The sequence below is a fragment of the candidate division KSB1 bacterium genome, from assembly GCA_016214895.1.
In the GTDB taxonomy this organism is placed as follows: Bacteria; Electryoneota; RPQS01; order RPQS01; family RPQS01; genus JACRMR01.
Map to the genome: position 1 here is coordinate 135,050 of JACRMR010000017.1, position 26,001 is coordinate 161,050.

Genomic DNA, 26,001 nt, shown 5'->3' on the forward strand with positions numbered 1-26,001 from the left:
ATTCCGGACCCCCTCCGCCGAGCGGGGTGCCCTCCCCCCGCCGGAATCTCGCTCAACCGAGTTCCCGCCGCGGCGAGGTCTTCAGACACCGCCGGAAGCGGACGCTTGCATTCCAACCTGAATCGAAACGGTACTTGTGCTCGGTCACGAAACTTACCGTCGCATGAAACAGAAAGCTAATTCTTCGACGATTGCCCCCGACCGCCCCTCCATCGATCAAATCGCGATGGAGTCGATCAACCTCAGTAGCGGCTGTGTGGAAGGCTGTCAACAGGTGCGGGCGATGATTGAACGGTACGCCGCCGCCGCGGACCAGCCCGCCGCCCTGCGCGAACTGGCCCAGCAGGCCGGAGCCCTGCTCGATGACAGCGCGTGGACCGCCGATCAAAGTGAAGCCTCCCTGAAAAAACTCGGCGACTTGCTCGATGCCATGCGCGCCGCCGAATCGAATGCACCGCCGGCCGCGCAAGAGGTCGTCGATGACGCGCTGGTCATGGAATTCCTCAATGACCAGGACTCGGTGCTCCAGGACTTCGAAGAAAAATGCCTCGCCCTCGAAAACGGCGACCGCGACGTGCTGCCCGCCATCAAGCGGCAATTGCACACGTGGAAGGGCGATGCCGGTCTGCTCGGATTCATCGACCTCTCCCGGCTCATGCATCAGGTCGAAGACCTGATCCCCCAGACCCAGGGACTGCCCCCCAGCCTGATCGCCGACGCGCTGCTCAAAATCAAAGATCAACTCGCCGCTTACTTCACCGCCAAGAAATCCGGGCAGACCGCGACCTTGCAATGCGAGCTGCCGCTCGGTTTGTTGAGCCTGAACGCCACGCAACCCGAACAACCCCCGCTGCCGCCCCCGACCCCGGTGGTTGCGTCCGTGCCGACCCCACCGCCGGCAACGGCCAGCGTCGCCCCACCCGACTCCTATGCCCTGCCCGCCGAAATCGACATGGACGTCTTCCACGACTTCCTCGCCGAGTCCGTCGAGCATTTCCAAAATGCCGAAGTTGCCCTGATGAGCCTCGAAGGCGCCCCCGATAACCTCGAAGCCGTCAACACCGTCTTCCGCGCCTTTCATACCATTAAAGGCGTGTCGAGCTTCATCGGCATCTCCGTCGTCACCGAACTCGCGCACAAAGCGGAAACCTATCTCGACCGCGTCCGCAAGGGCCAACTCGTGCTCGAAGGCGGCTTGATCGATCTCGCCTTCGAAGCCTGCGATACCCTTAAGGCGCTGGTCAATCAGCTCCATGAAGCCCTCGCCAACGGCGCGATTACCGTCCCCCCGAACTACCACGAACTGCTGCGCAAACTCGAAAACCCCGAGCGTGTCGCCGCGACCGCGCGAACCGAACCGCGACTCGGAGAGATCATGATGGCGCAAGGTGCTGTCGCACCCGAAGCCGTCGCTGACGCCCTCAAACAACAGGACTCCGGCGACCACCGCCCGTTGGGCGAAATCCTCGTCGATCAGCAGGCCGCCAAACCCGCCGATGTCAATATCGCCCTCCGAACGCAAGCCGCCGCTCCCGCCAAGAGCGCCGAGACCGACGGCAGCGTCAAAGTCAATACCTCGCGCCTCGACAATCTCATCAATATGGTCGGCGAACTCGTGATTGCCCAGGCCATGGTCAATCAGGATGTCTTCGCCCAGAACGCCGCCGATCAACGACTCGTGCGTAATGTCTCCCAGCTCGGAAAGATCACCCGCAGCTTGCAGGAACTCGCCCTCACCATGCGCATGGTCTCGGTCAAACCGCTGTTTCAGAAAATGGCCCGGCTTGTCCGCGATGTCTCCCGAAAAGCCAACAAGGAAGTCGCGTTCGAGACCTTCGGCGATGAAACCGAACTGGACCGAAATGTCGTCGAAGCCATCGCCGATCCGCTCGTCCACATGGTTCGCAACGCCGTCGATCACGGCATCGAAAAACCCGACGACCGACCCGCGCTCGGCAAAACCCGCGCCGGTCGGGTCACTCTGAGCGCCGCCCACGAAGGCGGCAGCGTCGTGATTACCCTCACCGATGACGGCCGCGGCCTCAATGCCGAGAAAATTCTCAAAAAGGCCGTCGATCTCGGCCTCGTCGAACCCGGCGCGCAGCTCAGCCAGGCCGAGATGCTTAAGCTGATCTTCATGCCCGGCTTCTCCACCGCCGAAAAGGTCTCCGATGTCTCCGGGCGCGGCGTCGGCATGGATGTCGTCCGCACCAACATCGAAGCCCTCCGCGGCAGCGTGGAACTCGCCTCCACCCCCGGACAGGGCTGCCGCTTCCGCATCCGACTACCGCTCACCCTGGCCATCATCGATGGCATGGTCGTCCGAGCCGGCAGTGAGCGCTTCATTATCCCGACCGTCGGCATTACGGAGTCCCTGCGCCCCCAGCCCAAAGATATCAGCACCGTCCAAGGGCGCGCCGAACTCATCAACCTGCGCGGCGACCTGCTGCCCGTCTGCCGCTTGCACCGCCTGTTCAACATTCCTGACGCCATCCAGGATCTCCGCGAGGGGATTCTGGTCGTCATTGAAAGCAAAAGCAAGCGTTGCGCCCTGCTGGTCGATGAACTCGTCGATCAGCAACAGGTCGTCGTCAAAGGCCTCGGCAACCTGTTCGCGGACGTCCGCTGTATCAGCGGCGGAGCCATCCTCGGCGATGGCCGCATCAGTCTGATCGTCGATGTGGACGGACTAATCCACGCCTTCGCGGACTGACCCCGAATCCGCCTCCGCCGCGCGCGGTGACCCCGCCCCGGCCGAACCGGATTCCGCACGTGAATTCAATCGTTTAACCGCCCTGCCCCGCCGGGCGGAAACCTGAGGCAAATGCCCTATGAGCAACGATCGGAACAACCCCTCCGCCGCCCCCGATGCCCGCGGCGGAAAATACCTGACCTTCGTACTCGCGACCGAAGAGTACGGGTTCGAGATCCTGAAAGTCCGCGAGATCATCGGCCTGATGGATATTACCCGCGTCCCCAGCATGCCCGCCTATGTCGTCGGCGTCATCAACCTGCGCGGGAAAGTGATCCCCGTCGTCGATCTGCGCCTGAAGTTCGGCATGGATTCCACCGACCATACCCCCGAGACCTGCATCATCGTCGTCGCCGTGCAGGGACAACTGATGGGAGTGGTCGTGGACAAAGTCTCCGAAGTCCTCGATATCCGAGCCGCCGACATCGAGGATGCGCCCGGCGTCGGAGCCGCCGTCGAGATCCGCTTCATTCTCGGCATGGCGAAGGCCAAAGGCAGCGTCAAAATCCTGCTCGACGTCGATCGCGTGCTCTCCGAAACCGAGCAGGCCGAACTGCTTGCCGGAACGCTGGCCTGAGGCAAACCACACCAATTCAATCGGACCAAGACCCGTACGCGGGATCTGTTCAGGAGCTATATTATGTTCACGAATCTCTCGCTGAAAGCCAAGCTCACCGGCGCCTTCTGCATCGTCTCCATCATCCTCTGCGCCATCGCGTTCATCGGCTACCGCGGACTGACCGCCTCCACGACGCAAATCGATGACGTCGCCAATGTGCGCGTCCCCAGCATCGACGGCCTCGCCGACATGGAAGCCGCCATGTACCGCATCCGCATGACCAACAACATGGTCGCCAACGCCTCCGTCCTCCCGGCCAAACGCCAGCAGTACCCCGCCCTGCTCAAAGAAGCCTGGACGCAGTACGACCAGGGTCGCCAGGAATACGAACCGCTGCCGCAGACTCCCGAGGAAGCCGTGATGTGGAAAGAATACGTCGTGCTCCACGAACAATGGAAGACGCTCGCCCAGGAGTTCGAACAACTGGCCCTGCAATCCCTCAAGAACGAAAACCAGAAGCAACTCGGTCAACGCTCCACCGCAATGGCCGAGCTGGTCACCGGCGAATTGGCGAGTAAGGCCGTCGAAACCTATCAACTGCTCCGCAAGATCCGCGATCTGAATCTGCAAGTTGCCCGGGAGAACACCTTGGAATTGGAGCACAATAACGCGCGCGCGCAGTTTCTGATGATTGCCTTCGGCATCGGCGGTGTGCTCGCCGCGCTCGCCTTCGGCTTGTTCCTCAGCATCAGCATCTCCCGCAGTCTGAACCGGCTCGCCGTCTCGGCCAAGGAAGGCGCTACGCAGATCTCCGTGGCCGCGCAACAGGTTGCTTCCTCCGCCCAAAGCGTGGCCCAGGGGTCGCAGGAACAGGCTGCCGCGATCGAGGAGACAAGTTCCAGTCTCGAAGAGATGGCCGCCATGACCCAGCAGAACACCGACAACGCCAAACAGGCGTCGGCGCTCGCCTCTGAAACCAAAAGCTTGATGAGCCGCTCGGCCAACGAAGCCAGTTCGATGGACCAGGCGATGCGCGAAATCAAGACCGCATCCGATCAGACGTCCAAGATCGTCAAAACCATCGACGAAATCGCCTTCCAAACCAACCTGCTCGCCTTGAATGCCGCCGTCGAGGCCGCCCGCGCCGGCGAGGCCGGCAAAGGCTTTGCCGTCGTCGCCGAGGAAGTGCGAAATCTCGCGATGCGGGCCGCCGAAGCCGCCAAGAATACCGGCACGCTGATCGAAGAAAACGTCGCCCGCGTCAATGGTGGCGTGCAAATCATTGAAAACCTCAAAACCACGCTGCATCAAACCGTCGCCGCCGCCGACAAGGTCACGAATCTGACCAATGAGGTCGCATCCGCCTCCGAAGAACAGGCCCGCGGCGTCGAACAGATCAATCAGGCCGTCACCCAGATGAATACCGTGACGCAGAAGAACGCCGCCGATGCCGAGGAATCGGCCTCCGCGTCCGAAGAATCGGCCGGCCAGGCCGAACAGCTGCGCTCGACCCTCGAAGAAATCGTGGTGGTGGTGAATGGGCAAAACGGCCACGACTCCGCCGAACCACTCCGCCGTCCTGTCCTGACGACTCGGACGACCATGCCAAGCTCCGCGATGCGACCCGCAAAACACACATACCACAAGTCGGCCGCGGCCGCCACGTCCCTTGACAGCGCCGCGAATCCGGAGAGCGTCATCCCCCTCGATGACAGCATCGACGGCTTCTGAGTAACACGTTCCGCCGAGCGGGGTGCCCTCACCCCGCCGGAATCTTGCTGGCTCCGCCGAGGCATGTGTCTCCACATGCCCGGAATCGGAGAGTCACCGCCGAGCAGGGATTCCTTCCCTGCCGGAATCTTGCTGGCTTCCGCCGCGCAGGGTGCTCTCACCCCGCCGGAATCTTGCTGGCTCCGCCGCGGCATGTGTCTCCACATGCCCGGAATCGGAGAGTCACCGCCGAGCAGGGATTCCTTCCCTGCCGGAATCTTGCTGGCTTTCGCCGAGCGGGGTGCCCTCACCCCGCCGGAATCTTACTCAACCGAGTTCCGCCGAGCGGGTTAGCGCACCGCGAGTACAAACTCGTCGAAATCTGATAGGCGCGTAACCCGCCCGCAATCGGACAGCATTTTTCGTCACCCCGAGCAGGGTCTCCAGACCCTGCCGGAAGCAGCCTTCGATTTATGCATCTCTTCGGTCGAACTTCCGGCGGCGACACCGCCGCCAACCTGCCGCTGCGCGACAGTGACTTCAAAGCCATCTGCCGCCTCGCCTACGACACCGCCGGCATCCACCTCACGGATGCCAAACGCGAACTCGTACAGGCGCGGCTGGGTAAACGACTCCGCCAACTCGGTCTCGACAGTTTCGACCAGTACCTCCGCAGGCTCCGCGAGGACAAGACCTCCGCCGAGCTGATCTCCATGCTCGATGCGCTCTCCACCAACCTGACTTCCTTCTGGCGCGAGTCACAACACTTCGATTACCTGCGCGAACATGTCTTGCCCCCGGCCTTCGAGCGCATCAAGGCCGGCGCCGATATCCGACTCCGCGCCTGGAGCGCCGGCTGCTCCACCGGTGAAGAACCCTACGGCCTGACCATGGTCATCCTCGATGCGCTGCCGCCGAACCTGCGCGCCGACATCGGGATTCTGGCCACGGACCTCTCCACGCGCGTCCTCGGCATCGCCAAACAGGGCGGCTATCCCGAAACCCGAGTCAAAGACGTGCCGTCGGCCATGCGCAGCCGCTTCTTTCATCTGTCCCGCGATCGCCGCGACGTCATCTATCAGGTGACGGACGAAGTCCGCTCGCGGGTCAAGTTCGCCCGCCTGAACCTCATGCAAAACTGGCCCATGCACGGACCGTTCGATGTGATCCTCTGCCGCAATGTCATGATCTACTTCGACAAGCCGACCCAGGCCAAACTCGTCGGCCGCTACTTCGACCTGCTGCGGCCCGGCGGCTATCTGTTCATCGGACATTCCGAAAGCCTGACCGGCATCGACCACAAATACCGTTACGCCGAACCGACCATCTACCAAAAACCGTGAGCCTCATAACTCCAGTCGCTCCCAAGCACATGGTCGGAGTCGGGGACATGAAACTGGCTCGCGTCCCCGGCGAAATCGTGGTCACGCACGCGCTCGGCTCCTGCATCGGCATCGCTGCCCACGACCCCGTCGCCAAGGTCGGCGGCATGCTCCACTATATGCTGCCCGATGCCGCCGTCAGTCCGGATAAGGCCACCAAAAACCCCTGGATGTTCGCGTCAACCGGAATTCCGCTCTTCTTCGAGAAACTCCTTCAAAGCGGCGCCAGCAAATCCCGCCTCATCGTCAAAGTCGCCGGCGGCTCCCAAATGCTCGATGCCAAGGGAATCTTCGCCATCGGCCAACGCAATCATACCGCCATGCGCAAACTGATGTGGCAACAGGGAATCCTCGTCAAGTCCGAGCACGTCGGCGGGACCATCTCGCGCACGCTCTACCTCGAAATCGGCAATGGCCGCATCTGGCTCACCTCCAGCGGCAAAGAGGTCGAACTATGATCACTCTCGCCACCGTGGCCGCCGATCTGGATCAGCTTCAGCCGTTCCCCGCCGCCGGTCACAAACTCGTCCAAGCCGTCGTCAACCCGCGCAGCAGTCTCGACGAAATCGTGCGCGCCATCGAGTATGATCCCGTCCTGACCACCGCCGTGCTCAAACTGGCGAATTCCGCCTACTATGCGCCGCCGGCCCCCATCGAAACCGTGCAGGATGCCGTCATGCGGCTCGGCGGAGGACGAATCCTGCAATTCGTCGTCGGCCAGTTTACCCACGGCAGCCTCGACGTGCCCTGCGCCGGATATGATCTCGCCGAACACGAACTCTGGCGTCACTCCGTCGCCGCCGCCGCCGCCGTCGATTATCTGCCCCGGCTCACCACGATCCAGATTCCGCCCGCCAGCTTCACTGGTGCGCTGCTCCACGACATCGGCAAACTCGTGCTCTCCCGCTACCTCACCACCGAGATCAAAACGCAAATCCTCGATGTCGCCGACACCGAACAGCTCACCTACATCGAGGCCGAACGCAAAACCCTCGGCTTCGATCACGCGCAAATCGGCGGCGTGATGGCCAAACGCTGGGGCTTCCCCGACATCCTCGTCGAATGCATCCAGCGACATCATGACCCGCGCGCCGACCGCGAGCACAGCGTCGCCCTCGATGCCGTGCATATCGGAAACGCCGTCGCCAAAACCCTCGGCGTCGGCCTCGGCAGTGAAGGTCTCAATATGAAAGCCGTCGCGGCCTCCGCCGAAGCGCTCAAACTTACCCCCGTCAAGTTCGAAGCGCTCTGCGCCGCCGCCGCCGATCAGCTCGAATCGATTGTCTCGCTCTACGAGGAGGTCTGACGTGGCCTACAATGTGCTCATCGTTGACGATTCCGCCGTTACCCGCGAAATTATGGCCCGCAGCTGCAAACTCAGCGGCGTCGAACTCGGCGAAATCTACAAAGCCGCCAACGGACAAGACGCGCTCGAGCTGCTGAAGACTCATTGGACCGACATTATCTTCGCCGATATCAACATGCCCGTCATGGACGGCGTGCAACTCGTCGAAAACCTCAAACAAAGCGATGAATTCGGCCAAATCCCCGTCGTCATCGTCTCCACCGAAGGCAGTTGCACCCGCCTCGACGAATTGTACAAACTGGGCGTTTGCGGATACATCCGGAAACCCTTCACGCCCGAACAGGTGGCCGAACTGCTGCGCAAAGTCCTCGGAGAATAACGTGGAACCGGACCTCAGACAAAACCTCGAAACCGTCGCCGAGCGCGTCTTCGATGCCGCCGCCTTCCTCGCCGCCTATCCCACGGCAGACCGTGAGCCGGCGCCCGTCGATCGCGTCGGAGCGACCATCACCTTCCGCGGTCCGCGCTGCGGACGGCTCGCGCTCTACGTCGAACGCCAGATGCTCGATACGCTCGCCCTCAATATGCTCGGCGAACCCGATGATGAAGATCCCGAAGCCCGCCGCGGTGACGCGCTCAAGGAAATCCTGAATATGATCTGCGGAAACCTGCTCACCGTATGCTACGGTGAGGCGGCCGTCTTTAATCTGAGTCCGCCGGAACTGCTCGACGAGTCCAACGCGCCGGCCAGCGAGCCGGATGCTCAGGCCGTGCGCGTGCTCCTGAATCTTGAAGAGACACTGGCCGAACTCACGATCACCGAGCACGCGGCATCCAATCCCGGAGACCCCTCATGACCAAAGTGCTGATTGTGGACGATTCCGCGCTGGTGCGCAAGGTCTTCTCCGAAGAGCTGGGCCGCGATCCCAACATTCAGGTCGTCGGCACTGCACCAGACCCGTACGTGGCCCGCGACAAAATCGTGGAGCTGAATCCCGATGTGCTCACGCTCGATATCGAGATGCCGCGGATGGACGGCCTGACCTTCCTGCGCAAGCTCATGAAGTACCATCCGATGCCCGTTATCGTGGTCAGTTCGCTGACGCAGAAAGGCAGCGAAATGGCCGTGCAGGCGCTCGAACTCGGCGCCGTCGAAGTCATGAACAAGCCTGGCGAAGCCTATACCGTCGGCGATATTTCGCATGAACTGCGCGAAAAAATCAAGGCCGCCGCGCATATCCGCGTGACCGGCGTACGCGCCGCCGCCGCTCCCGTCAAGCCCATGGAAGCGCTGACCAAGACCACGCAAAAAGTCCTCGCCATCGGCGCCTCCACCGGCGGGACCGAGGCCCTGACTCAGTTGCTCACACGCTTCCCGCGCAACGCACCGCCCACCGTGGTCGTGCAGCACATGCCGGAGAAGTTCACGCGCGCCTTTGCCGAGCGACTCAATCAACTCTGCGCTGTCGAAATCCGCGAAGCCAAACACGGCGACGCGCTGCGGCCCGGACTGGTCCTGATCGCGCCGGGCAACTACCACATGCTGCTCCAACGCAGCGGCGCGGTCTATACCGTGGCCGTGAAGGACGGCCCGCGCGTGCATTATCAACGGCCCGCCGTGGATGTGCTCTTCAACTCCGTGGCGCGGTTTGCCGGAGCCAATGCCATCGGCGTCATCCTCACCGGAATGGGTTCCGACGGCGCCGACGGTCTGCTCGAAATGCGCAAGGCCGGGGCCCGCACCATCGGTCAAGACGAAGCGAGCTGTGTCGTGTATGGCATGCCCAAGGAAGCCGCCGTTAAAGGCGCCGTCGAAAAGGTCGCCACACTGCTCGACATTCCCGCCGAAATCATGAAAATGGTCTGAGGCCCGCCGAGCCGTCCGGCCCCGGGCGGCCGGAATCTGATGAACGTAGAACGGACCTCCATTGCCGGAGGTCCGTTGCTGTTATTGCGGCTCGTCGCCCCTGTCCCCTGGTTTCGGTTCGCCACCGCCCCAGTGACAGTGCGAACGCCACTTCGCTTTCCACTGTTCGCGTTCCTCGTCCGTCATCCGGTTCCACTTATAGCGCAGGAAGGGCGGACCGTCCCCGCTCGACGGACCGCAATGATGCTTCCGCCAGTGGGTCCCGCCGAACAGGAGTTTCGACAACACCAGCAGGCCCACCGCCTGCCAGAAGCTGAGCTGGCCGACCCCCACCAGCGGCGGCAAAATCGCGTTCCACAACAGCATGACCGCCCCGCCGAACACCAGCAGCGCCGCGATCACGATGAGCGGGATGAAGAAAAATGGTTTACACATGATCGACCCTTCCAACCGTTGTAGGTTCCGCCGCGTCGCTCAGCGCGACAACAGCTCTCCGCGAAACTGTTCCAGCCGTCCGCGCAGCTTGCGCACCGCATAGCGCTTGCGCGAAATCACCGTCTTGAGATTCTCGCCCGTGCGGTCGGCAATCGCCTGCAGCGTCTCGCCGTCGAGTTCGTTCCACACAAACACCGCGCGCTGCTCCTCCGGCAAGCCGTCCAAGCCCTTCAGCAGTTCTGCCCAGAACAGCTCGCGCACGAACTCCGTTTCCGGGGTGCGGCTGTCCACGAACAGAAATTCCATCAGCGGATCGTCGTCGTCGCCGTTACTCAGATCACTCGCGGCCAGCGGCTTCTTCTTGCGGCGATTGTCGATAATCTTGTTCCGCGCCACGCGGTAGAGCCACTGTCCGACCTGTTCGATCTGCGTCAGGTCGGCCACGCGGCTGAGCTGATACCAGACCTCCTGAACGATATCCTCGGCGTCTTCGTCCGTGCGCACACGCTGCCGCACGAACCCAAACAGCTTGCGGCCATAGGCTTGGACCGTGCGCATCACGCGTTGTTCACGAACCGCGGGCATCGTTAGTGCGAGTGACTCCTCCATGTACCCGCAGACGAGCGGGGGCGGGAATTACTTCAGAAAACTTGAAACTTCAAACTTGAAACTTGATCGGACTCCCCTCCGCTCTGCCCTTGGCGGCACTTGTCTGCAAGTGCCCCTTCGGGAGAGTCCCGGCTTGATCGTAACTTGAGCAAGGCGTGGAGGTTTCTCCGATGAGGCACATGGAGACATGCGCCGCCAAACGCGAACACGAACATGGCCCTTGGCGGCACTTGTCTGCAAGTGCCCCTTCGGGAGAAATCTGGGCTTGGTCTGCGCTGTTTGGCGACAGTCTACAGTCCTTCCGATGGGGCACTTGCAGACAAGTGCCGCCAAGCCGGAAAGAAGAAATTCGGCTATGCCCTAATGTACAAAATATGTTGACAAAAAGCAAGTGTTAATTTGATCATGCCAAACAATTGAAGTGCAAAGCTGGCAGGAACTTATGATATTGACGGGTTCGGATGGGGAGGCGGGCAAAGCTCCGCCCCTTGGTCCCCCCACAGGATGTGGGGGGAGAGCCGAACCGAGAACACGCCGTGAGGCGCAACGAGAGTTGCCGAGCGGGGCGGCTGCAGACAGCCACCGCCGCGAAGACGCTCTCTCTTTGATCCCCCCACAGGATGTGGGGGGAGAGCCGAGCAGAAAAGGCGACCATGATGGCCGCCCTTTTTGATGCTCGTGAATGCGACGCTATGGATTCAGCGATGCCACCACCCGATAAAACTTCCTGCCGTCCACCGGCAGCGGTTCGCTCCAGAGCGTGTCGGCTACCGTCACCGGAGCATTCGGCCAGACTTCCGGATCGAGGGTCGTGAACACCTGATAGCTGCGCGCGGCGGGAACCTTGGACCAATGCAGATCGAGCGTCGCGCCCGCCGAAAAGGCGGTCACCGCCGGCGGCGGCAGCGAATCCACTAACTCGTTGATGATCCAATAGAGATTGTTCGCGTTCACCTCGACGTGATCTTCGTTCACCGCCGGGAAATAGAGCGAATCAAACGGCGTCAGCGCATACAGATTCCCCGCGCCGGCGATATCGAAAAACGGATCGGTCGTATTGAGCGCCAGCGCGCTGATCGTGGGAATGAAACAGTGATGCGGATAGAGCGCGATCAAATCGCCGTACGGCACGACGACAGAATCCATGTCGGCCATCGTATTGCGCCAGCCGCCGGGCGCATTGTCCCACGGCAACGTCGCGGCAATATTGACATCCTGCGACGGAACCACCGGCACGAAGAAGAACGTCATCACGCCCTGAAAGACGCGCTGCGTCGCGGCATTATTCAGCGCCCAGACATTGCCGCGAATATTCCAGGGGAAGGTGGAAAACTCGTATCGGACAATTTGCGCGCCGGGATTGAACCCCTGACTGATCATCGAGCCGCTGCCGTTGGCCAACGCCACGATGCGCGGCTGCGTCGGAAAGTTCCCGAGGGCCGCGATGTCCGACAAAAACGCGGCGTGCAACGGGTTGGCGCCCGGGGTTGTCCCCGACGTGGCCGCGTGATGAAAGACCAGCATCTGCTCGGCCGAAGGCGAATTGAGCGCGTCCAGCAGGGCCTGTGCTTCCGCGGACTGACCCGCAAAGAAGTTCACCCAGTGCTGCAACCCGAGCGGTATGTTCGCGCCGGTGTGCGGCGAATCAAAACTGAACCAGGTCCGCACATGAAACGGATCACCGAGAAACTCGCGGTGCACCAGCGCGTAGCGCGTGGTCAAGCCGCCCATGCTCGGACCGACGATGCAATATTGCTGCGTCGGAGCGATGATCTGCTCCAGCGTGTCGAGCAGCGTTTCGGTCACGTAGGCGTTGGCCTGCAAATAGGTCTGCGCGTTGGTATAGTTCAACACGATCAGATCGTAGCCCAGCGCGTGAATCGTCTCCGCGAGTTGCTGCTGATTCAGCAAATCGTAGATTTCATTCCAGAACATCGTATTGTCGATGTCGAAACCGTCCGTGACGATCGCCGGACGCGTGACGTCGGTATGACCGTCCGCCAGATAGACATACGCGTCGCCGGTCGCGAATTCGCCGTTAAACGCCTCGTGCGCGGTCAGCGACCAGGTCGCGGTCGGCGGCGGAGCGTCGAGCGTGCGCACGTCAAACCGCGACCGCGAGATGCGCGGGGAGCCATCTTCACCGATCACCCGCACGCGAAGCGTTTTCGGTCCGGTTGAGCGGTAATTTGCCACCAGCTCACGCGCTCCGTTCACGCGTTGCCAGCCCGCGCCGTCACCGAGATCGACATCGGCGAAATCCGGCCGCGGCGCGCGATTGCTGAAGTAAAGCGCACGCAGATCGACTTGAAATCGAACGCTCGAACCGCGAAAGGTCCGGTCGTACAGCGGGGCGGCAACAAATACCGCGGCCTCGATTACCGCGGCCGGATCGACCGACGGGACGCCCGCCGGATCCAACGTCAGCGCGCGCGCTTTGTCGAGGCCCGCGCGAATTCGATTCACGCGGTAATCGATGATCGCCAGCGGATAGACCTCATCGCGCGCGGCCAGGCGGCCGAGTTCGCGCAGTTCCGCCTGACCGGGATGCGGCCAGGCGACCAGTGCCGCGCGCTCGAGTTCAAACGCGACCTGCCGGAAGCGCGGCAAATCCACTTCATCAGCGGTCGCCGCGCCATGCAAGCGCTCGATCCCGGAGAGCGGCAGCACCAGATCGTAAAACACTCCCGTCGAAAGCGGACTGGCCGCCAGCGAGCCATAACGCGCCGTCAGCGCGTCACGCCAGGCGGCCGGGAGGTCGGCGCGCGTGTCGAGCGCGGCGAAGCCCGCGCCCGCGAGTCCGATCCCTAAGAGAACAAATACCAGCACTCTATTCATCTGTGAGTCTCCCCGGCGCGTTTCAACATCGTTTCGATTCTGACCCTCCACTCATCCCAATTTGCTACACGGGACAAGATAACGGCCGAAACCGTTGTGCGCAAGCGCTGCCAATGCGTGAAATGGCAATCCGCTACTTTTTTCGCCAGGTGCCACCGACGATGTAGGGTTGCAACTGCTCAACCAGAAAATGATGCCAGACCTGCGCGATGATCTGCTCGAAGTTCTCTTCAATCTGGCCCGTGAGGTTGCCCGTGAATTTCAGTTTCGTTCCCTGGGGAGTCGGTTCGTACTCCCAAGTCCAGACACAGACCACCGCCTTGCCCGATAGTCCAAGCGGCCCCTCCATGCGCAGCAGTTTGCCCCGCTCGGCAGAGATGACCGTCGCATGCTTGACACCGTTTCCACTGTCGTCAAAGTCCTCATAGAACCCACCGCCCGGCCTGGGTTCGATGAAGAACCGGACCGGCCGGTCGGAGAAATGGTGATCCCACCACGGGCTGATCTCCCCGGTCATCAGGTCGAACAGCGTGTCCGGAGTGGTGGAATATTCGACCTCCTGTGTGATTGTAAAGCCTTTGCAGACAAAGGGATTCACCTCGGCAAGGGCGAATCCGGCTGCCCACAGCATTCCCAGCAGCGCCCGGCAGAACATAATTGGGGGACCTCATGGTATGAATGATCGCATGTTTTCATGCTAATCGATGACGAATGAGATGCAATCGCGAGGAAGGCCATCGAGCCAGCCGCGAGAGACAATTTCTACGACTGCTGCAACAAAACCGAAATGCCTGCGTCAAGGTCGGGCCAAAACGGAGGCATGCCTCCGGCCATTCTGGTGGTGACCCTCCTGCAAACGGCGAGTCATAATAAGCTCAAAACCAAGAGCGCAACTAAAATCATGTTTATATTTGAATAAGGGTCATGGAAATGAGTGCTGACCTGCATGCTGTGCGTGCACGAAAAGTTGCGTGCATGCATAGCGAGCTATTGCCTTTTCGATATTCCTAATATACTTTTCATAGCAACCATATTGAAGGGGAACAGACCCATTTCCCCGACCGTGTTTCGTGCGCCCGTTGGTGCCCGACGACCCCGGAAAGGGGAGGACAACGGACCCGATTGTTGAAGTTCAAACGATTTTTGAATAGCTTGCGCAACTGGATTCCTAACCAATTCAGCGGAGGTAGATGAGATGAAGAAAGCGATTAGTTTGTTTGCGGTGCTGGCCCTGATGTGTGCGTCCTGGGCTCTGGCAGATGAAGTGGCGGTCCGTGTGCCGCTCGGAACGGTCAGCCATGCCGGCCTGTCGAACCCGACCAGCCGCGCCGGTTCCTGTACGGTGGGCTTGCTGGACCTGAACAATCCGGACCCCACGTTTGAGATCAACCGCTTTGGCGCCGACATCGGCGAAGTGTACAAGATCTATCTGGATCCCGCCACGGATCAGCTCGGCACCAACGTCTGTACGCCGCCGTACTATCCGTATCACATCTCTTCCGTAGATGTGTTCTTCGTGATCAACGGCGTGGATTCGACCCAGAATATCGGCCGGACGTTTACGTTCACGGTCGATGTCGAGTGCCCGGCTGATGGCCCGAGCCCGAACGTCACCCGCTCCTGCAAGGGACCCGGCGCGGCCGTGGCCAGTGCCGTCGGTTCGTACACGATTACGTCCGCCGATTGGAACGGCAGCCAGATTATTGCCGTCAATGTGCCGATCGACGCGTGCGTGAGCGATGCCTTCTTTGTGGGCGTGACGCTCGACTCGTGGGACGGCGAAGCCCTGAGCTATCCGGGCGTCCTGTTCCAGGTTAACCCGCTGTTCCCGAACCAGTATTGCCGTGTGTGGGCCAAGTGGGACCTCGGTCGCGGCCCGTGTTTCTTTGTCGGCAATGTTGACGTCGGTTGCGGCGCCGGTTGCAACATCGGACCGTGGGGCATCTATGCCAACGGCGAGTCCGAAGCGGCTTGCACCCCGGCTGTCTGCATCCCCTGCCCGAACAACCTCGTCGGCGAAGCCGCGGATGACCCGATCCATGTGAACGGCACGCCGTGGACGGCTGACATCAATCTCTGCAACTACTGCAGCGATTATGACTTCTCGCTCGACAACGAACTGTTCGGCGTCTGGGCCGCTTCGTTCACTGGCCCCGGCGGCGACGTTGTCCTCCAGATCGACCCGATTCCGGGGATCCCGGCTAACCTGACGATTACGATCGTCCCGATGTGCTCGCCGACCATGACGCAGTTCCGTCTCCGGTGGTGGTTGAAGGATGTCTATGGCACGTACGCCAGTGCGGGTATCGCTCCGTTTGGGTTCCCCGGCTATGGCGCGTCGGTTACGATCTCGTCGGCGCAGGTTGGCCTGTTTGATGCCGCCAACGGCCCGATCCAGCTCTTCATCGACACCCGTAACTGCTGCTGCCCGATTCGCGTGACCGTCACGGGCGATCAGATCCTCCCGGTCGAGATCACCTCCTTTAACGCCACCGCCGGCAACGGCGAAGTGACGCTCAACTGGAGCACCGCTTCCGAGACCCACATTGATCGCTATGATGTCGTGCGCAATGACGGCGAAGTCGTCGGCTCCGTCGAGAGCCTCGGCGACAATGCCGCCGGCCACACCTACTCGTTCGTGGATCGCGGCCTTGAGAATGGTCGGACCTACAACTACCAGCTCCAGGCTTACAACCTCGACGGCGCCGTTGTGACGCAGACCGAAGTCGTGAATGCCACCCCGCATTCCGGCCTGGTCGCCAACGAGTATGCGCTGGCGCAGAACTTCCCGAACCCCTTCAACCCGTCCACCCAGATCAGCTACTCCTTGAAGGAGACCGGTCTCGTGACGCTGAAGGTCTTCGCCATCGACGGTCGTGAAGTGGCGACCCTCGTGAACCGCTCGCAGGAGAGCGGCGTCTATACCGTGGACTTCGACGGCAACAGCCTGGCCAGCGGCGTCTATATGTACACGCTGGATGTCAACGGCTTCAGCGCCAGCCACAAAATGGTGCTGATGAAGTAAATGAAGTGCCCCGCGCAGGAATTCGAGTCGAGAGTTTTTTGGATGAACGGCTGTTGTCAAAATAGCCCGCGAGTTCCGGCTCTGATACCGATGCTCTGACAAGGGGCAGGCAGATTCTTGGAATGATGGCGGGCACGAGTCAAACGCTCGTGCCCGCTCTCTTCCCCTCTCTTTCACCACCGATTCTCTCTCAAGAATAGCGGAGATGCAAATGAAAAAAAATGTCGTGTTTTGGACCCTGCTCGCCCTGGCGATCGCCGCGATTGCGAGCGTGCCCTTCGTGCAACAGGCGACGCTGGCTCCGGCTGCGGTGAACAAAACCGCGCAGCTCGATCAATCCGTACTCCCGGATGAAATCGTCATCCCGGTCGAGTTCATGAATTCCGAATTGGCGCCGGTCACGCGCAACGGACGCAATCCGTTCGACGTCACCGACAGCATGCTGTTCATCGACAGCATGGAAGGCACCTACGCCGCCTGGACCAGCCAGGATCTGGCGGCCGGCACCTTCTGGCATATTGATTCCGTCGAAACCGGGTTTGCCGGACAGCCGGGGCTGCCCCATTGGTGGTGCGGCTCGCGCGCGTTCCCCCCGACGGGCGATCGCGGCGGCTACAATAACCACTGGCTGCAATACCTGATTCTGGATACGCTCGACTTCTCCGCCGTCGCCACGCCGCAGCTCGCCTTCAAGGCCGCGTGGGCGGTTGAGACCCCCGGCGGCGAACCGGCGGGCTACAACATGTGGGACGGCTGGAATGTGTGGGGTTCGAGCGACAACGGTGCTACGTGGTCCGTGCTGGAACCCAGTGCTCCCGATGCCAGCCCCGCCATCCCCGCCACCAACTACACCAACACCAGCTCGTTTGCCTTTGGTGATGAGTGGGGAATGGGTGTGGGCATCCCGGCTTACGGCGGCTACCACAATACGTGGGATGTCGTGACCGTTCCGCTGGCTGCCTATGTCGGCCAGAGCAGCGTGCTCTTGCGCATCGCCTTCTGCTCCGACCCCGGCTTCTGCACGCTCGATGCCGACTCGCTGTTCGGCTTGCTGGTGGACAGTGTGCGTGTCACCGACGGCGCGACCACGCTGCTTTCCAATGATGGCATCGTCGATGACTTCGCAATCGCCGTAGGCGCGCAGTCCGCCGATACGTGGGAATACTCGGCGGCGGATGCCTCGTCCCCGACACATTCCTATCACGCCGCCGAAGACACGATGCTGCAGCGCGGATTGTATTCCTATCCGATCACCAAGCCGGCCGGCTACCAGCGGCTCAAGCTGACCTACTGGGTACATTGCGACCTGCCTGACCAGGACGGCGACGGCCAAAACACGCTGGAAGACTACTACGCGATCTACTCCAGCACGGATGATGGCGCGACGTGGACGCAGGTTTCCTATGACTACGGCTACGCCAACGGCGAAGCGGCCCCCGGCGGCAATTCGCTGACCGGCTGGGTGAAGCGCACGCGCGGCCTCGCCTCGGGCGGAGTGCAGCAAACCGAAATCTCGCTCGTCTCCGACTCCGGCACCACCGCGACGACGATTCGCATCGCATTCGAGATCAAGACCGATAACAATCAGGACGGCGGTACCGGTACCGGTCTCTGGATCGATGACGTCGAGATCATTGCGCAGCGCGCGTCCACCGTGGACCTCGCGACGCAGAACATCGTGGTACCGTACCCGATCACTGTGGGTCTGGCACGGGCGTGGACCTTTGATTTCAAGAACGAAGGTCTGAACTCGCTGTCGCCGGTTCGCGGCAAGTTGCAGTACACGGCCCCGGACGGCACGACGCGGCCGGCAGCGGGTGACTCAACGGTCGTCAGCTCCGGTGCGTTGAACTACGGCGAGACGCGTACCGTGCCGCGCATCTGGGCGAATCCCGATGCGGCGGGCGCGTGGCGCATTCGTACGATCGCCAACGCCACCGGCGAGTTGGATCGCAGCAACGATACCACCTACACGCCGATCAATCAGACGCAGAACGACGACTCAACGCTGGCCGTCTATGTTCGCCCGACGGGCACGTACGAGCTGGGTTACGGTCGTCGCGCGGTGGGTAACGCCTATCTCAATCCGCGGTACATTCACTTCCAGCCGGTGGGTGACGGCGTGCCGGCGGCTGATGCCGACACGATGGACATTTACCAGCTGCGTGTGATGTGGCGCTATGATGCCGAACTCGCCGATTCCGGCGGTCGCGTCCGGATCGATTTCTACTCCGAAGGCGTGGACTCGTTCCACACCGGTCCGGTGATCAACAGCATCATCACGCGAGTGGACACCCTCGAGACCATCGGTCTCGGTGGCTTCATCAAGTGGTGGGAGTTCGATCTGTCCGTCATTCCGGGCTTCAGCACCTACGTCGGCCCCGGCGGCAACTTCTGGCTCTCGATTACGCAGCTTGATAGCTTCATCATCGACGGCGAGTTGACCCCCGCACCGCTGCCGCTGGGGATCAGCCCGTCCACCGCTACTCCCGATGCTCGAACGTACTTCCTGAATACGACGACCGGGGTGCTTACTCAGTCGGGCGGACGTCTGCTGCTCAACGTGCTGACGCGGCCGGCGATTGCCGGTGTGGCCAGCCCGGTTGTCAGCCTCACCGCGCGCCGCGAGTCCGGTCCGGGTGGAGGTCTGGTGCTGAACTGGCTGGCGCCTGCTAATGCGCATGGTTACAAGGTGTACCGGATGCTGCTGCCGACCGACAACTATCTGTCGGGAACGCTGTTGACTCCGCTGCCGATCACCGGCACCACATACACCGATGCCGGCGCGATTGGCGCATCGACCAAGTACTTCTATCAGGTGGTTTCGGTGAACTAATTCGGTTCCCGGACTGAATCAGAACCGGCCCGCAGGTGATCCTGCGGGCCGGTTTGTTTTTGCCCGAAGGCCCGGCTCCGGGCGGGGCATCAGGTGGGTTGGGCGCGCGGCCTGGCATACTGAGCCAACACCTTTTTGAGCTCGGGCTGCCGCAAGGGCTTGCTGAGATAGTCGTTCATCCCACAGTCCAGACAGCGCTCGCGCTCCCCGGGAAGCACATGAGCCGTCATCGCGACAATCGGCGTATCCGAATGCCGCCCGGATTGCCGGATGGTACGCGTGGCCGTGTAGCCGTCCATGACCGGCATCGAACAATCCATCAGGATCAGGTCATATCGCCGCGCCTGTGCGGCCGCCACAGCCTGCTGACCATCGACGACCACGGTGACCGAGCAATGCAGCGCCTCCAGCATCTTTCGCGCTACCAGCAGATTCACGGGATGATCATCCGCCACCAGCACGACGGGTTGAGCGGCCGGACCGGGATCCGTGGCCGAAACCGGGTCCGGGGGAGTTCGTGGCGGCGGACCGGACTCGACCGAGTCCCCGGCGTTTGCCACCATCCCGCGAAGTGCTCGGCTCAGCGCCGGCGGCAACACCGGTTTGTGGATCACCGATTCCGCCAGCGCCGCCAGACTCGGATGCTGTCGCTCCCAGCCGCGGGGAGCGAGAATCAGCACCCGCAGGTCAAGACCATTGCGGTAGGCGGACAGCCGGTGTGACAGTATTTGACCGACGGGACCGGCCAGCACGTCGCAGTCAATCAGCGCCACGCGCTCACTCTGATTCGCGCCGCTCTCAGGGGACAGGAGGCCGATCGCCTCAGCCGGCGAACAAGTGATCACCTCGCCCACCCCCAACCCCGACAGCGCTTCCTCGATCGCTAAGTCCAGGGTTCGCTGCTCGCAAATCACAATCGCCCGGATCGCGCCCAAATCATCCCGCAGAGCAGGCTCCGCGGCTTGCGCTCCCAGCGGAAAGCGCAATTGCACGCGAAACGTCGAGCCGCCGCCGAGCGTGCTGCGTACCGTGATCGTTCCACCCATCAGCTCGACCAGCTGCTTGCTGATCGCCAAACCAAGTCCGGCTCCGCCATACTCCCGAGTCGTGCTGGAATCCGCCTGGACGAACCGCGCGAACAGCTGTGGAATCGACGCCTCGCTGATCCCGATGCCGGTGTCGTGAACCGAGAACTCAAGCCCCACATCCGTGGCCGTGAGTTCGGCGACCTCAACCGCCAGCATCACCGATCCGCGCTCCGTGAACTTGAGCGCGTTGTTCACGAGATTCATCAAGATCTGCCGGACCCGGACGGGATCGCCGATCAACTGACTTGGACAGCGCGGATCATAGCGGACTCCGACTTCCAGCCGCTCGGCCGCGGCCGACGCAAACATCAGGTCGCCGACGTCCTGAATCAACTCCACCAAATCAAAGGACACCGGCTGCAACTCCAGCTTGCCGGATTCGATGCGCGAGATATCCAATACGTCGTTCAAGATCACCAACAGCGACTCCGCCGAACTCTTGACCACGCGCGCGCACTCGCGTTGCTCGGGATCCAGCGGACTGTCCATCAGCAGGGAAATCATGCCCATGATGCCGTTCATCGGCGTACGAATTTCGTGGCTGATATTCGCCAGAAATTCAGTCTTCGCCCGGTTCGCCGCTGCCGCGGCATCGGCCGACGACTTCAACGTCTCGACCTGAGCAACCCGGTTGTTCAGGTCGTCCGCGAACGTGGCCGCGATGTGCTCCAGCGCCGTGGCCACCGGATCGCCGCTGCGACCCGGACGATTCAGGTCTGCCGCGCGAAGCCGAAGCGAGCCGGCCCAATACAACCGGCCCCCGATTATCAGAAGACCCGCGACACCGATCAGGGTCACCATCGTGGGATGTGCCCCGTTAAAGACGGCCACGAGCATGGCGAATATGACCAGTGCAGGCCCGGCCGTGAAGGCGAGAATGCTCCGCCACAAACGGCGTCGACTGCCTGATGGGTGAATAAGTGGTGTCTTCCGTCCTGACACGAAGCAGTGTTCCCGTTCCGAGGTTCTGGTTGACTGCTACTCAAGCAAGATGCAGACCGATACCTATGAGGTTTGCTATCGCTCCGCCGTCGCTATTCCCATGTGCGACAATAAAGTCGCACGCGTGCGAAAACGAATTCGCAGCCGCGTCGCGTCGCTTTCGGCCGTTCCGACAACTCTGTCCGACTCTTTCATATCTCGCACCCGATTCAGATGACCGTCGTGGATGTTCTACATGATTTCCGGTCTGAATGGCACATGCATTGCAACTTGTGACAGAAACGTATTGATCGCGACTGATTGCTTCGGCCGATACGCCCCCAATAGGTCTGTGGGACAACGTCTCTCCGGCAAAACGGGTGCTCACCAACAGGCAAGATCGTCCCGCCGACGTGCGGCGCTGCTGCCAAGGTGAAATGTAGGCCGTCCGTGAAACGTAGGTCGGCGCTCAGCAACGGAATTGTGAAACCCCCGAAGGCCCCGTCAAAGAACCACGGGACCGAAAACACTCGAAGGAGACCCCATCCATGGCCTCAAGCACCCTCACGCGCAAGAAAACAACGAAGAGTTCCAGCAGCAAGAGCATGTCGAACAAGAGTTTGAAGAGCTATTCCAACGGGCATACCGCCCCGTCCAGCCCGAATCCATGGACCTACAATCCGTGGACGATGACCAACGGAACGCCGTTCAACGGCACGATGAATCCGACGCCGATGAACAGCATGAGCAACCCGTACCTCGTCGACTCCGTAAACCGCGTGTTCGAGGAACTCACGCGCTCGTGGGATGCTGACGGCCGTCCGTGGACTCCGCGCTGCGATTTCTGGGAAACCGCGACCGGCTATACCATTCGCTGCTGTGTGCCGGGCTGCACCAAGAGCGATTGCAAGATCGCCTGCACCGCGACCTCCGTCACGATCAGCGGCTGTTGCAACATGTCAACCTGCCCCACCAACTGCAACTGCTACTCGTGCGAGTGCCAGAGCGGGAACTTCGCGCGCTGCTTCACGCTGCCGAACGCGATCAACACCAGTTCGGTCAAAGCCAGTTGCAAGAATGGCGTATTGACCGTCACCTGCCGCAAGTCCAGCCAGCACAAACCGACGACCGTGAAGATCGGTTAAGCTCCCCCGAGCAGGGTCTGCAAATCCTGCCGGATCCGTTCCAATATCAAAAGACAGGGACAACCAGCGCGGTTGTCCCTGTCTCTTTGCTCGAGGCCTGACGCGAAACTACTGCGCGATCTTGAACGTGAACAGCGGGGTCTGCCTGGCCATGAAGAGCTGAACCCAGAGCGGGACCAGCATTTCGGTCGCGCGCGCCGTCGAGATGCCGCCCAGATCGATGATGTTTTTCCAACCGAACTGACCGCGCAGAAACGCGGTAACGAGGACCTTCGCCTCCGCGTCGTCGCCGCACACGAAGACATGATGATCGCCGTTCGCAACGAGCGCCGGATTGACCATCACGCTGGCGCTCATCGTGTTCAGCGTCTTCACCACTTTCACCCGCGGAAACGCGCGCTGAAGCTGCTCGCCCAGCGAGTCCGTGTTGCAGACAAAGAGCGAGGGCGGCATGCCGTTCGAGAAGTCGAGCGGATTCGCAAGATCAAGCAGAATCTTGCCCGCGATGTTCGCGGCGCCCGCGGCCTCGAGCGCGGGAATCGAGCCTTGACCGCTCGTCGCGTTGACGAGGAGCTCGCCGTGCTGCGCGGCGTCGGCATACGTCGCGAGCTTGACCGTCGTGTGCTGCTTCGCCCAGGCAGAGTACGGCGGATTGCCCATGCTATCCGGCGCGCTCTTCGCCTGCGTCTCCGCCACATTGCGCGTACCGATGATCACGTCATGCCCCAGCTCCGCGAGCTTGCCCGCCAGCGCCTGCCCCACCATGCCCGTTCCGAAAATTCCGATCTTCATGATGCTTCCTCTCTTGATTTCTATTCTCCGAGCGCACGCCCGCGCGCCGCTACACTGTTCTTCTCTTCCCCCCCCAACTCGCTTGGGGGGGCAGGGGGGGGGTCTGCGCTGAGACCCGTCCGCGGATGCCCGGAATCTAAGTTCTTCGAGCGCACGCCGCGCGCCGCTACACTGTTCTTCTCTCCCCCCCCAACCCGCTTGGAGGGGGAAGGGGGGGGGTCTGCGCTGAGACCCGTCCGCGGATGCCCGGAATCTCAGTTTTTCGAGCGTACGCCGCGCGGCACGACGGATCAGTCATCCAATTTTCTGGCCGTTTGATACACCTGCGCCGTTAACTCCCGTCCCGCTTCCCGGCCGATTACCGCCGAATACCGCTCAAACAGCGCACGCCAACACGAGCGAATCTGCTCGTCCAGGGCAAGGCTGCTGTCCGTCGGATAGACCCGCGTCGCGCGACCCTCAGGCTCGCGCCGCAGATAGCCGCGATGCTCCATCTGCTCCACAAGCCGCGTTACCGTCGAAGCCGCGAGCTGCATGTGCCGCGCGATCTCCATCGGCTGAATGCCCGGCTTGCGGTTCACGGTCATCAGCAGGAACGCGTAGGACGGGGCCAGCCCGGTAGGCGCGAATTCTTCTTCGGCGAGCTTGGTCAGCACGCGCGCCAGTGCGTTGGCCGAGTAGTACAGGCAGTTACAGTACTTGGAATCGCCTTTGTCGTTCATGCCTTCAATATACAAATATTTGTTTGTACATGCAAATTAATGGACACCACCTCGCTTCGACGTGAGTGGTCAATAGCAATGCAGAAGAGAAGTGGTCCCTCCCGCAGAGACATGCGGGCTGCGGAACGCGAGCGGAGGGTAGCGCGGTGAAGGCTAACTTGCGGTCGATTGCCCTGAATCCACTGGAGTTGCAGACACCATAGCCGGGCGTTGCAAAAATATTATAAACCAAGTCCAATTAACACGATAACGATAGAAATGCTTGATTCTTGGATCTACTTGCGTTATCTTAAACGGTGCGAGATGACCCGAGAATTTTCACCATTACGGACCCCGATAATGAATACGCCTTTGCGGACGATTTTCCTACTCTCATTACTTCTGCCACTCTGCTCGATTCCACTCTCGGCCATGCCGCCGCACCCCGACCTGCTCGCGCGAATCCAGAGTGGCGAACAGCCCATGCCGCATTACCTGCAAAACGAAGCCGCGCTACGGGCGCGCGGAATCGAAAACCCAGACCGCGTGCGAACGCTCAGCGATCTGATGGGTCCTGAGCGCGATACGAACCTGCCAATTCTGGCGGTGTTGGTGGACTTCAGCGATAATGAAGCCAGTGTCGCGCCATCATTCTTCGACAACCTGCTGTTCGGCGCGACAGGTTCACTGCAGGACTACTATCAGGAAGTCACCTACGGCAATCTAACGCTCATGACGTATGATTCGCCCAGTACGGTGCTTTGGGTGCGCGCACCGCAGACCTACGCCTACTACGTGGACGGGCAACAGGGCGAAGGAACGTACCCGCACAACGTCCAGAGACTCGTCGAAGACGTGGTGGCGATCATCGATCCCGTCGTGGACTTCTCGGTGTACGACCCGAACGGCGACGGGGACGTCGATGGATTTTTCCTCATCCATGCCGGACCCGGCGCGGAAGTGACCGGCTCCAATGACGACATCTGGTCCTTCGCCTGGACCACCGAAAACGTGCCCCTTGTGGACGGCGTTTGGGTGTACAAGTTTTCCACCGAACCCGAGTATATGCAAACTCCCGGGGACGAGACCTTCGGAGTTTACGCTCACGAAGCCGGACACGCGGTGTTCGGCCTGCCGGACTTCTATGATACGGACTACACTTCTGAAGGCCTCGGCCTCTGGACGCTGATGGCGGGGGGAAGCTGGGGCGGCAACAGCGGTGATTCGCCGGCCCATCTTGACGCCTGGAGTAAGATTCACATCGGCGTCGTTACGCCGACTAACGTCACGACGCCTGTGATCGGCGCGGCGATCCCGGCCGCTGAATCGTCTCCCACCGTGTATCGGCTGTGGACCGGCGGCGCAACCGGTGATGAGTACTTCCTGCTTGAGAACCGGCAGCAGATCGGATACGATCAATCCCTGACGGCCACGGGACTGCTCATCTATCACGTGGACGACGCCCAGACCAGCAATGACAACGAGTGGTTCCCCGGTCACACTTCGACCGGCAACTACTGGGTCGCCCTTGAGCAGGCCGACGGCTACTGGGACTTGGAAACCAACTACAACGACGGCGACGAAGGTGATCCCTACCCGGGGACTGCCAACAACCGCGACTTCAGCGACGCCTCGCTGCCGGAAAGCGGAGGCTATGACGCACAACCCTCCGGTGTCGTGGTGACCAACATCTCCGCCTCGGGCGCGATCATGTATGCCGATCTCTCGGTCAGCGGCGCGGGTGCGCTCGCGAATCTGGTCGTGGACCGCGTCGGCGCGAACACGCGATTGTCCTGGCGCGCGCGGCTTGGCGCGGCGGAATATCGCGTGTACCGCAGCAGCACTCCCGACGTCGCGATCACGCCGGGGAACTATATCGCCACCACCACCACCACGGAGTATCTCGATCCGCTCGGCGCGACGGTCAGTGCGTTCTATGCCGTCACCGCTGTGACTCCGTAAGTAATCGCGCGATTGCCGAAATCGATTAAGGGCGGGTTCGCATCGGCGACCCGCCCTTTCTGTGTATTTGCCA

Annotated in this window: 20 protein-coding genes; 13 read left to right on the top strand and 7 right to left on the bottom strand. The window is 61.4% G+C overall.

Going from position 1 to position 26,001, the window contains the following annotated elements:
* Positions 1-226: 226 nt before the first annotated feature.
* The 9 genes from HZB60_09695 (at position 227) to HZB60_09735 (ending at position 9,576) form a co-directional block, all read left to right on the top strand.
* Positions 227-2,713, top strand: a complete 2,487-nt coding sequence (locus tag HZB60_09695) for a chemotaxis protein CheA (GenBank protein ID MBI5060035.1) — start codon at positions 227-229, stop codon at positions 2,711-2,713.
* A gap of 118 nt (positions 2,714-2,831) precedes the next feature.
* Positions 2,832-3,329: a purine-binding chemotaxis protein CheW gene (locus HZB60_09700; GenBank protein ID MBI5060036.1), complete on the top strand. Its 498-nt coding sequence runs from the start codon at positions 2,832-2,834 to the stop codon at positions 3,327-3,329.
* 63 nt (positions 3,330-3,392) lie between these two features.
* Positions 3,393-5,042: an MCP four helix bundle domain-containing protein gene (locus tag HZB60_09705; protein ID MBI5060037.1), complete on the top strand. Its 1,650-nt coding sequence runs from the start codon at positions 3,393-3,395 to the stop codon at positions 5,040-5,042.
* Positions 5,043-5,494: 452 nt separating this feature from the next.
* Entirely contained in the window at positions 5,495-6,364 is an 870-nt protein-coding gene (locus tag HZB60_09710) for a protein-glutamate O-methyltransferase (protein MBI5060038.1), read from the top strand.
* A gap of 29 nt (positions 6,365-6,393) precedes the next feature.
* Positions 6,394-6,861, top strand: a complete 468-nt coding sequence (locus HZB60_09715) for a chemotaxis protein CheD (GenBank protein MBI5060039.1) — start codon at positions 6,394-6,396, stop codon at positions 6,859-6,861.
* Positions 6,858-7,709: an HDOD domain-containing protein gene (locus HZB60_09720; GenBank protein ID MBI5060040.1), complete on the top strand. Its 852-nt coding sequence runs from the start codon at positions 6,858-6,860 to the stop codon at positions 7,707-7,709. The genes HZB60_09715 and HZB60_09720 overlap by 4 nt, the downstream gene beginning before the upstream one ends.
* A gap of 1 nt (position 7,710) precedes the next feature.
* On the top strand, positions 7,711-8,088 hold the full coding sequence (locus HZB60_09725; GenBank protein ID MBI5060041.1) for a response regulator: 378 nt from the start codon (positions 7,711-7,713) through the stop codon (positions 8,086-8,088).
* A gap of 1 nt (position 8,089) precedes the next feature.
* The gene (locus HZB60_09730) at positions 8,090-8,566 is read left to right on the top strand and encodes a chemotaxis protein CheX (GenBank protein MBI5060042.1); all 477 of its coding nucleotides are present in this window, start codon (positions 8,090-8,092) and stop codon (positions 8,564-8,566) included.
* Positions 8,563-9,576 carry a chemotaxis response regulator protein-glutamate methylesterase gene (locus HZB60_09735; GenBank protein ID MBI5060043.1) on the top strand — a complete coding sequence of 338 codons (1,014 nt, stop codon included), beginning with the start codon at positions 8,563-8,565 and terminating at the stop codon, positions 9,574-9,576. Before HZB60_09730 ends, HZB60_09735 begins: the two co-directional genes overlap by 4 nt.
* Before the next feature lie 81 nt (positions 9,577-9,657).
* Here the strand turns inward: HZB60_09735 and HZB60_09740 are convergent, their stop codons facing one another.
* The 4 genes from HZB60_09740 to HZB60_09755 all read right to left on the bottom strand — a co-directional run bounded on the left by HZB60_09740 (position 9,658) and on the right by HZB60_09755 (position 14,113).
* Positions 9,658-10,011: a hypothetical protein gene (locus HZB60_09740; GenBank protein ID MBI5060044.1), complete on the bottom strand. Its 354-nt coding sequence runs from the start codon at positions 10,009-10,011 to the stop codon at positions 9,658-9,660.
* A gap of 39 nt (positions 10,012-10,050) precedes the next feature.
* Positions 10,051-10,596, bottom strand: coding sequence for a sigma-70 family RNA polymerase sigma factor (locus HZB60_09745; GenBank protein ID MBI5060045.1), 546 nt, complete (start codon positions 10,594-10,596; stop codon positions 10,051-10,053).
* 714 nt (positions 10,597-11,310) lie between these two features.
* Entirely contained in the window at positions 11,311-13,458 is a 2,148-nt protein-coding gene (locus HZB60_09750; protein ID MBI5060046.1) for a hypothetical protein, read from the bottom strand.
* 133 nt (positions 13,459-13,591) lie between these two features.
* Entirely contained in the window at positions 13,592-14,113 is a 522-nt protein-coding gene (locus HZB60_09755) for an SRPBCC domain-containing protein (protein ID MBI5060047.1), read from the bottom strand.
* A gap of 540 nt (positions 14,114-14,653) precedes the next feature.
* On the opposite strand from HZB60_09755, the gene HZB60_09760 reads away from it, so the two are divergent.
* On the top strand, positions 14,654-16,483 hold the full coding sequence (locus HZB60_09760) for a T9SS type A sorting domain-containing protein (protein ID MBI5060048.1): 1,830 nt from the start codon (positions 14,654-14,656) through the stop codon (positions 16,481-16,483).
* A 211-nt stretch (positions 16,484-16,694) separates the two neighbouring features.
* Positions 16,695-19,319: a hypothetical protein gene (locus tag HZB60_09765; GenBank protein MBI5060049.1), complete on the top strand. Its 2,625-nt coding sequence runs from the start codon at positions 16,695-16,697 to the stop codon at positions 19,317-19,319.
* Positions 19,320-19,408: 89 nt separating this feature from the next.
* Here the strand turns inward: HZB60_09765 and HZB60_09770 are convergent, their stop codons facing one another.
* Positions 19,409-21,298, bottom strand: a complete 1,890-nt coding sequence (locus HZB60_09770) for a response regulator (GenBank protein MBI5060050.1) — start codon at positions 21,296-21,298, stop codon at positions 19,409-19,411.
* Between the two features lie 578 nt (positions 21,299-21,876).
* On the opposite strand from HZB60_09770, the gene HZB60_09775 reads away from it, so the two are divergent.
* Positions 21,877-22,473 carry an Hsp20/alpha crystallin family protein gene (locus HZB60_09775; protein ID MBI5060051.1) on the top strand — a complete coding sequence of 199 codons (597 nt, stop codon included), beginning with the start codon at positions 21,877-21,879 and terminating at the stop codon, positions 22,471-22,473.
* Between the two features lie 108 nt (positions 22,474-22,581).
* Here HZB60_09775 and HZB60_09780 read toward each other — a convergent pair whose 3' ends face one another.
* Together HZB60_09780 and HZB60_09785 are read right to left on the bottom strand one after the other, a co-directional pair.
* A complete protein-coding gene (locus tag HZB60_09780) occupies positions 22,582-23,265 on the bottom strand; it encodes an NAD(P)-binding domain-containing protein (GenBank protein MBI5060052.1) in 684 nt (227 codons plus the stop codon).
* Between the two features lie 290 nt (positions 23,266-23,555).
* Positions 23,556-23,987 carry a MarR family transcriptional regulator gene (locus tag HZB60_09785; GenBank protein MBI5060053.1) on the bottom strand — a complete coding sequence of 144 codons (432 nt, stop codon included), beginning with the start codon at positions 23,985-23,987 and terminating at the stop codon, positions 23,556-23,558.
* A 339-nt stretch (positions 23,988-24,326) separates the two neighbouring features.
* On the opposite strand from HZB60_09785, the gene HZB60_09790 reads away from it, so the two are divergent.
* A complete protein-coding gene (locus tag HZB60_09790) occupies positions 24,327-25,928 on the top strand; it encodes a M6 family metalloprotease domain-containing protein (protein ID MBI5060054.1) in 1,602 nt (533 codons plus the stop codon).
* Positions 25,929-26,001: the final 73 nt, after the last annotated feature.